The sequence below is a fragment of the Mesorhizobium sp. M1E.F.Ca.ET.041.01.1.1 genome (genome assembly GCF_003997355.1).
Taxonomy (GTDB): domain Bacteria; phylum Pseudomonadota; class Alphaproteobacteria; order Rhizobiales; family Rhizobiaceae; genus Mesorhizobium.
In genome coordinates this window covers 1-7,728 of record NZ_RZSL01000289.1, presented here as the reverse complement: position 1 = coordinate 7,728, position 7,728 = coordinate 1, and the positions used below count along the sequence as shown (strand labels likewise).

Genomic DNA, 7,728 nt, shown 5'->3' with positions numbered 1-7,728 from the left:
TTGCTGTTGCGTGGCGGCAGGCTCTATCTGAAGCTCAGCGACGGCAGGTTCGCCCCGTGGTTCGAGGCGGCGGAAGGCCAACCCTTCGAGGTTTCGCTCGACCGCGGCGTGCTGCTCGGCTTTTCGGACAGCGGTCCGGTACTTGCCGTGCCCGCCGGCATCGAACCGGAAGAATTGCCGGAGACGGTCAAGGCGATCGACTACCGCTCCGTCTATATGCAGGGGCTGATCGACGATGCGGCCGCCGGCGCGCTGGCGCAAGGCGCGGCGCTGCTCGCCTGGCACGCCAGTCACGGTTTTTGCTCGAAATGCGGCAACCGTTCGGAAATGCGTGCCGGCGGCTACAGGCGGCACTGCCCGGCCTGCGGCACAGAGCATTTCCCGCGCACCGATCCGGTGGCGATCATGCTGACGGTGACGCCAGAGAAATGCCTGCTCGGGCGCGGTCGGCATTTCGCGCCGGGCATGTATTCGGCCCTTGCCGGCTTCATCGAGCCTGGCGAGACGATCGAGGCGGCAGTGCGCCGCGAGACGCTGGAGGAGGCCGGCATAAGGCTCGGCCGCGTCGTCTACCATGCCAGCCAGCCCTGGCCGTTTCCCTATTCGCTGATGATCGGCTGCTTCGGCGAGCCGCTCAACGAGGATATCCAGGCCGACCTCAACGAGCTGGAGGACTGCCGCTGGTTTTTCCGCGATGAGGTGCGCTCGATGCTGGACAGGACACATGCCGGTGGCTTGATCACGCCGCCGAAGGGGGCGATCGCCCACCATCTTATCCGCGCCTGGGTCGACAGCGAATAGAAGCAGGGGCCGAAAAATGATCCGTCACACTGTCGTGTTCACGCTGAAGCATCCGCCGCATTCGCTGGAGGCGAAGCGGTTCCTCCACGATGCCAAGAAGATCCTCACCGCGATCAAGGGCGTGGCGCATTTCGAGCAGCTGCGCCAGGTGAGCCCCAAGAACGACTATCACTTCGGCTTCTCGATGGAGTTCGCCGACCAGGCCGCCTACACCAGGTACAACGAGCATCCCGACCATGTCGCGTTCGTGCGCGACCGCTGGGTGCCGGAGGTCGAGGCGTTCATGGAGATCGACTACGTGCCGCTCGGATTTTAACGCGTTGCGGGCCTAAAGCGCGTCGCGATCTTTCAGCTCGCTCCATGCGCTTTAGGTTTTTGATTTTTCGCATGTCTTTGTCCCGAAACCGGTTACCACTTTCGGGAGACATGCTTTAGTCCGCGACCTTCCACTGCTCGCGCGACGCACTCGCCGGATAGACGCCGAGGATGCGCATCTCGCGCGAGAAGAAGCGCAATTCGTCGAGCGCGAGCTTCACCAGCGGATCGTCGGGGTGGCCTTCGATATCGGCATAGAACAGCGTCGCGGTGAAGGCGCCGAGCTGGTAGCTCTCGAGCTTGGTCATGTTGATGCCGTTGGTGGCGAAGCCGCCCATGGCCTTGTAGAGCGCGGCCGGCACGTTGCGGACGCGGAAGATGAAGGTGGTCATCATCTTGGCGTCCGGCGACGGGCGCCCGGCCCACTGCTTGTTCTTGGTCAGCACGACGAAGCGGGTGACGTTCGAGTCGGTGTCCTCGACATTTCTCTCGATGATGTCGAGGCCGTAGAACTCCGCGGCGAGCGCGGGCGCCAGCGAGGCCATGGTGCGATCCCTGACCTCGGAGACCATCTTGGCCGAGCCCGCCGTGTCGCCTGCCACCACCGGCTTCCAGCCGTTCTTGCGGATGTATTTGCGGCACTGGCCGAGCGCGTGGATGTGGCTGTGCACGCTTCTGATCTCTTCACGCTTGACGCCGGGCAGCACCATCAGCTGGAAGTGGATCGGCAGGAAATACTCGCCGACGATGTGCAGCCGCGATTCCGGCAAAAGATGGTGGATGTCGGCCACGCGCCCGGCGATCGTGTTCTCGATCGGGATCATGGCGAGATCGGCCTTGCCGGTCTCCACCGCGTTGAAGGCATCCTCGAAGGTCGGGCAGGGCAACGGCTCCATTGATGGGAACATGTTGCGGCATGCGGTGTCGGAGTTGGCGCCGGGCTCGCCCTGGAAGGCGATTCTGTTGGTCTTTTCAGGCATACGCCGATGTCTTTCTTACGGATCTCAGTTTGATAGGATCTTTCTCGCGCGCTCCAGGTCGTCGGGCGTGTCGACGCCGAGCGGCAGCGACCGGACGATCTCGGCATCGATGCGCATGCCGGCTTCCAGCGCCCGCAGTTGCTCCAGCCGCTCACGGCGCTCGAGCGGCGACGGCTTCAGCGCCACGAACCGCTCGAGCGCGGCGCGGCGGTAGGCGTAGAGGCCTATGTGGTGATAGAGCGGCCCCTCCCCCCAAGGCGCCGTGGCGCGGGTGAAATAGAGCGCCCTCAGCCTCGTCGCGGAGAGCGGCGAGCCGACGATCTTGACCACGTTCGGATTGGTCTTCTCCTCGTCGCGGACGATCTCGACGCCAAGCGTGGCGATATCGACCGCGGCATCGGTGAAGGGCCGCAGCGATGCGCCGATGATTTCAGGATCGATGGTCGGCAGATCGCCCTGAACGTTGACGATCGTCTCGACCTTTTTCTCCGGATCAAGCGCGGTGAGGGCTTCGAAGATGCGGTCGGAACCCGATTCGTGGTCGGCACGGGTCATCACCGCCTCAAAACCATGCGACCGCACCGCTTGCGCCACAGCCTCCGTGTCGGTCGCCACCACCACGCGGCCGAGCCCGGCCTCGGCGCCGCGGCGGGCGACATGGACAATCATCGGCACGCCGGCGATGTCGGCCAGCGGCTTGCCCGGCAGGCGCGTCGAGGCCATGCGGGCGGGGATCAGGATCAATGTCGACATGGGACTTCGGGACGGCCGGGAAAGCGGATGGAAAAGTGGCAAAAGGTCTCACTGGAAGCGCCCTTATAGGTGTTGCAACGCCGAAGCAAAAGACCTAGTTTCCGCGCGATTTGACTGGCCCTCCCGGGCCTTTAGCGATACCGACGGACGGAGTGGACGGGACGGTCCGCCGGAAAAGGGAGCAAGGGGCGTATGGATTCCAACGAAGTCAACAAGCTGCTCGGCGGATTCCTCGGAACCTGCTTCGTCGTCTTTTCCGTGGGCATCGTGTCCAACGCGCTGTTTGCTTCCCCCGCGCCCGAGAAGCCCGGCTTCGCCATCGAGGCCCAGGAGCCGGCCGAAGGCGGTGGCGCCGCCGCCCCGGGCGCCGAAGCCAAGCCGATCGCCGATCTGCTTGCTGCTGCCAATGCCGAGGCGGGCGCCGCCATCTTCAAGAAGTGCCAGGCCTGCCATTCCGGCGAGAAGGGCGGCCCGAACAAAGTCGGCCCGGACCTCTGGGACATCGTCGACCGGCCCGTCGCCGAGCATGAGGGCTTCGCCTATTCTGCCGGCATGAAGGATTTTTCGAAGGGCGGCGCCGAAAAGTGGACCTACGACAACCTCAACCACTTCATCACTTCGCCGAAGAAGTTCGTGAAGGGCACGGCAATGGGCTTCGCCGGCCTGCCGAAGGATGAAGACCGCGCCAACGTGATCGCCTATCTGCGCACGCTGTCGGACAATCCGAAGCCGCTGCCGCAGCCGGGTGCATCGGCCGAGGCCAAGCCTGCCGAAGGCGCCAAGCCCGCGGAAGGTGCGGCACCGGCGAAACCGGCGGAAGGCGCCGCTCCAGCCAAGCCGGCTGCACCCGCTCAATAAACAATTTGTCATAGAGACTTCCTTGGAAAAGCCGGGTTCATCCCGGCTTTTCTGTTAGGAAAACCGCATATGCGGCGACAAAAGCCGGCGCTTGCGGTTTTCACCGGCGTCAAATGATCTAGATTGCCGGTGGGCAGAGCAATTCCAGGAAAAGTGGGAACCGGTTTTCCGTCCGGAATTGCGTCAACGCTCAAAGGTTCGCGACGAGGAGAACGCATGACGGTTGGCCGCTCCCGGACATTATTCGCATCGATGCTGGCGGTCGCCTTCGCCGCGAGCCTTGAGGCCGGCTTCGCCGACGAATGGCACACCACCTCCTCGCTGATCGGCCCCTCCAAATACGGCGACAATTTCCAGCGCTACGACTACGTCAATCCGGACGCGCCGAAGGGCGGAACCTACAATTCCGTGGTTACCGGCACCTTCGACAGCTTCAACCCCTACATCGTGCAGGGTGCGCCGGCCGCCGGCTTCGCAGAGTTCGGCGGCGGACTGCTCTACGACACGCTGATGGATCAGGCGACGGACGAAGGCAGCGTCAGCCATCCGCTGATCGCCGAGGCCTATAAATACACGTCGGACTATTCGTCCGCGACCTACCGGCTCGACGCGCGCGCGAAATGGCATGACGGCCAGCCGATCACCGTCGACGACGTGATCTGGTCGTTCCAGGTGCTGAAGGCCAACAGCCCGATGTACAGCCGGTACTTCGAGAATGTGACCAACGCTGTTGCGGTCTCCGACCGCGAGGTCGAGTTCCATTTCAACCAGAAGGGCAATCGGGAACTGCCCAAGATCCTCGGCGACCTCGTCGTGTTGCCGAAGCACTGGTGGGAAGGCACCGACGCCAGCGGCAAGAAGCGCGATATCACCAAATCGACGCTCGAGCCGCCGCTGGGCTCCGCCGCTTACAAGATCGCCAGCTTCAAGCCGGGCTCGGAGATCGTTTGGCAGCGCGTGCCCGACTATTGGGGCGCCAAGCTGCCGGTGAAGATCGGCCGCGAGAATTTCGACACCCAGCGCTTCACCTATATCCTGGACGACAATGCCGCCTGGCAGGCTTTCACCAAAGGCGGACTTCAAGATATCAAGCCGGAGAACAGCTCACGGCGCTGGGCGACATTCTACAATTTCCCCGCAGCTAAGTCCGGCGACGTCATCAAGCAGGAGTTCAAGACCACCTCACCGGAGCCGATGCAGGCTTTCATGCTCAACCAGCGGCGCCCTCTGTTCCAGGATCGGCTGGTGCGCGCCGCGCTGACTTACCCGTTCGACTTCGAGACGATGAACCGGACGCTGTTCTACAATTCGAACACGCGCACCCAGAGCTATTTCCAGGGCACGGAATTGGCGTCGAGCGGGCTGCCGCAAGGCAAGGAACTGGAAATCCTGGAGAAGTATCGCGACAAGCTGCCGCCGGAGTTGTTCACGCAGGAATTCAAGCTGCCGGTCTATGATTCGCCGCAGGCGGAACGGAAATATCTGAAGCAGGCGGTCGACCACTTTGCCAAGGCTGGCTGGGTGATCAAGGGCGGCAAGATGGTGAACGCCAAGACCGGCGAGCCGTTCAAGGTCGAGATACTGGGTTCGGGCGACACCGACCAGGTGATTTCCAGCCCCTGGATCGCCAATTTGCGCAAGATCGGCGTCGATGCCACGCTGCGGATCATCGATCCGACCCAGTACATCAACCGCCGCAACAATTTCGACTATGACGTCATCATCGGCCAGCTCGGACAGTCGGAATCGCCCGGCAACGAGCAGCGCGACTTCTGGAGCTCGAAGGCGGCGGACACGCCGGGATCGCGCAACTATTCCGGCATCAAGAACCCGGTCGTCGATGCGCTTGTCGACCATATCATCTTCGCCGCCAACCGCGACGATCTCGTCGCCGCTACCCACGCGCTCGATCGGGTGCTGTTGTGGAACTACTATGTCGTTCCGCAATACTATCGCGCGGTGGTGTGGCTCGCCTATTGGAACAAGTTCGGCATGCCTGAAAAGCAGCCTGCCTACCGAGGCGCCGATATCGACTCCTGGTGGGTCGACACAGCGAAAGAGAAGGCGCTGGCCGCCAAGTACAAGGGCCTCAATTGATGGGGCGGCAGAAAATGCTCCCTCGTCGCGACTTCCTGGCACTCGGCACGGCGGCGGCGGCCGCATCGCTGCTCCCCGGCCGCGCCTTTGCCGAGACGCCGACCGGCGTCAAACTGCATGGCCTGTCGGCTTTCGGCGATTTGAAATACAAACCGGATTTCACGCATTTCGACTATGTCAATGTCGATGCGCCGCAAGGCGGCACGTTCAACTTCCTGCCATTCAACTGGGGGGCGAACCAGACCCCGCTGACCTTCAGCACGCTGAACTCATTCGTCCCCAAGGGCGACGCGCCGCAGCGCATGGAAATGTGCTTCGATGCGCTGATGGTGCGGGCGCTCGACGAGCCCGACGCCGTCTATGGGCTGATCGCCAAAAACGTCATGATTTCCGACGACCGCAACGGCTTCACCTTTTCGCTGCGCCCGCAGGCCCGCTTCCATGACGGCACGCCGCTGACGGCCGATGATGCGGCCTTCACCTTCAAGTTGCTGAAGGACAAGGGGCACCCGGACTACGCGTTGTCGCTGACACATCTGGCGGATGCGGTGGCGGTGGACGCGCACACGCTGGAGCTTAAATTCTCGGGCAAGCAAGCCTCCCGCACGATCCTCAACATCGTCCAGATGCCGATCCTGTCGAAAGCCTTCTACACGGCCAATCCCTTCGATTCCTCGCAGATGAACCCTCCGTTGGGTTCCAGCGCCTACAAGGTCGGCCGCTGGTCAGCCGGGACCTGGATCGAATACGAGCGGGTGACCGACTATTGGGGCAACGATCTCCCGGTCAATCGCGGCCAGAACAATTTCCAGCGCATCCGCATCGAATCCTATCAGAACCGCAACGCCGCATTCGAAGCGTTCAAGAAGGGCGAGATCCTCTACAGGGAGGAATCCGTTTCGCGTGTATGGGCAACGGGTTACGATTTTCCGGCCGTCACGGCCGGCAAGGTGGTGAAGCACGAATTCCCGGCGGAAAAGGTGCCTTCCATGCAGGCCACCGCCGTCAATCAGCGGCGGGAACAGTTCCGGGACTCCCGTGTTCGGCAGGCGATCGGGCTCTGCTTCGACTTCGAATGGACGCGGCGCAATTTCTTCTACGGCTCCTACGAGCGCTCGCAGTCTTGCTTCGAGAAATCGGATTTTCGCGCCGAAGGCGTGCCGTCGCCGCAGGAACTCGCACTGCTGGAGCCGCTGCGAGACAAGATTCCGCCGGAGGCTTTCGGTGAAGCCGTGACCCAGGCGATGTCGAACGGCTCCGGCCGCGACCGTCAATTGCTGGGCAAGGCGGTCAAGCTTCTCGCCGAGGCCGGCTGGAAGCGGTCCGGTGAGTTCGTCACGAACGACAAGGGCGGGCGGCTGTCGGCCGAAATCCTCGTCGACGACGAAGCGTTCGTGCAGATTTACTCGCCCTGGGTCGACAACATGAAGGCTGTCGGCATCGATGCCTCCATCCGGCTGGTCGACGCGGCGCAGTATCAATTGCGGCAGAACACGTTCGATTTCGACCTGATCTCCGCCGCCTTCTCGTTCAGCGCGACTCCGACCCGCGATGACCTCGAGATCTTCTTCCATTCGCGAAGCGCGTCCGTTTCGGGCTCGCGCAACCTGCCGGGAACATCGAGCCCTGCGATCGACGCGCTGATCGATGCCGTCGGCGCCGCCAAGGACCGCGAAAGCCTGACGGCGGCAATGCGGGCGCTCGACCGGGTCTTGCGCGCGCGGCGCGATTGGATTCCAAGTTGGTATCTGGCGAATCACCGAAGCGCCTATTGGGATATGTTCGGCTTTCCCGAGCAGAAACCCGATTTCGGCTTTCCGGTCGAAGCGCTGTGGTGGATCGACAAGGGCAAGGCGGCAAAAATTGGCAAAGCGTGAGCTGTTGCGCAGCACTTTACCCTCCCCCTTGTGGGGAGGGTCGGTGA

7 protein-coding genes are annotated in these 7,728 nt (G+C 62.7%); 5 read left to right on the top strand and 2 right to left on the bottom strand.

Annotation, left to right across the window (positions count from 1 at the left end):
- Both nudC and EOA38_RS21675 read left to right on the top strand, forming a co-directional pair.
- Positions 1–801, top strand: an 801-nt coding sequence (nudC, locus tag EOA38_RS21680; protein ID WP_127300201.1) for an NAD(+) diphosphatase, incomplete at its 5' end; no start/stop codon positions are given.
- Positions 802–817: 16 nt separating this feature from the next.
- The gene (locus EOA38_RS21675) at positions 818–1,117 is read left to right on the top strand and encodes a Dabb family protein (RefSeq protein ID WP_127300200.1); all 300 of its coding nucleotides are present in this window, start codon (positions 818–820) and stop codon (positions 1,115–1,117) included.
- Positions 1,118–1,232: 115 nt separating this feature from the next.
- Here the strand turns inward: EOA38_RS21675 and EOA38_RS21670 are convergent, their stop codons facing one another.
- The gene (locus EOA38_RS21670; RefSeq protein WP_127300199.1) at positions 1,233–2,096 is read right to left on the bottom strand and encodes a prephenate dehydratase; all 864 of its coding nucleotides are present in this window, start codon (positions 2,094–2,096) and stop codon (positions 1,233–1,235) included.
- A gap of 24 nt (positions 2,097–2,120) precedes the next feature.
- Positions 2,121–2,849 (bottom strand): 3-deoxy-manno-octulosonate cytidylyltransferase, encoded by a 729-nt coding sequence (locus EOA38_RS21665; protein ID WP_126090392.1) that lies wholly within the window; start codon positions 2,847–2,849, stop codon positions 2,121–2,123.
- A gap of 192 nt (positions 2,850–3,041) precedes the next feature.
- On the opposite strand from EOA38_RS21665, the gene EOA38_RS21660 reads away from it, so the two are divergent.
- The 3 genes from EOA38_RS21660 (at position 3,042) to EOA38_RS21650 (ending at position 7,681) form a co-directional block, all read left to right on the top strand.
- Positions 3,042–3,707, top strand: a complete 666-nt coding sequence (locus EOA38_RS21660) for a cytochrome c family protein (RefSeq protein ID WP_127300198.1) — start codon at positions 3,042–3,044, stop codon at positions 3,705–3,707.
- Between the two features lie 216 nt (positions 3,708–3,923).
- Positions 3,924–5,804 (top strand): extracellular solute-binding protein, encoded by a 1,881-nt coding sequence (locus EOA38_RS21655; protein ID WP_127300197.1) that lies wholly within the window; start codon positions 3,924–3,926, stop codon positions 5,802–5,804.
- Positions 5,805–5,818: 14 nt separating this feature from the next.
- A complete protein-coding gene (locus EOA38_RS21650) occupies positions 5,819–7,681 on the top strand; it encodes an extracellular solute-binding protein (protein ID WP_127300196.1) in 1,863 nt (620 codons plus the stop codon).
- Positions 7,682–7,728 lie beyond the last annotated feature (47 nt).

What these genes read in the sequence shown, in the direction of transcription:
- EOA38_RS21675 (WP_127300200.1), top strand. Translation starts at nt 818, where the DNA reads ATGATCCGTCACACTGTCGTGTTCACGCTGAAGCATCCGCCGCATTCG.
- EOA38_RS21665 (WP_126090392.1), bottom strand. Translation starts at nt 2,849, where the DNA reads ATGTCGACATTGATCCTGATCCCCGCCCGCATGGCCTCGACGCGCCTG.
- EOA38_RS21655 (WP_127300197.1), top strand. Translation starts at nt 3,924, where the DNA reads ATGACGGTTGGCCGCTCCCGGACATTATTCGCATCGATGCTGGCGGTC.
- EOA38_RS21660 (WP_127300198.1), top strand. Translation starts at nt 3,042, where the DNA reads ATGGATTCCAACGAAGTCAACAAGCTGCTCGGCGGATTCCTCGGAACC.
- EOA38_RS21670 (WP_127300199.1), bottom strand. Translation starts at nt 2,096, where the DNA reads ATGCCTGAAAAGACCAACAGAATCGCCTTCCAGGGCGAGCCCGGCGCC.
- EOA38_RS21650 (WP_127300196.1), top strand. Translation starts at nt 5,819, where the DNA reads ATGCTCCCTCGTCGCGACTTCCTGGCACTCGGCACGGCGGCGGCGGCC.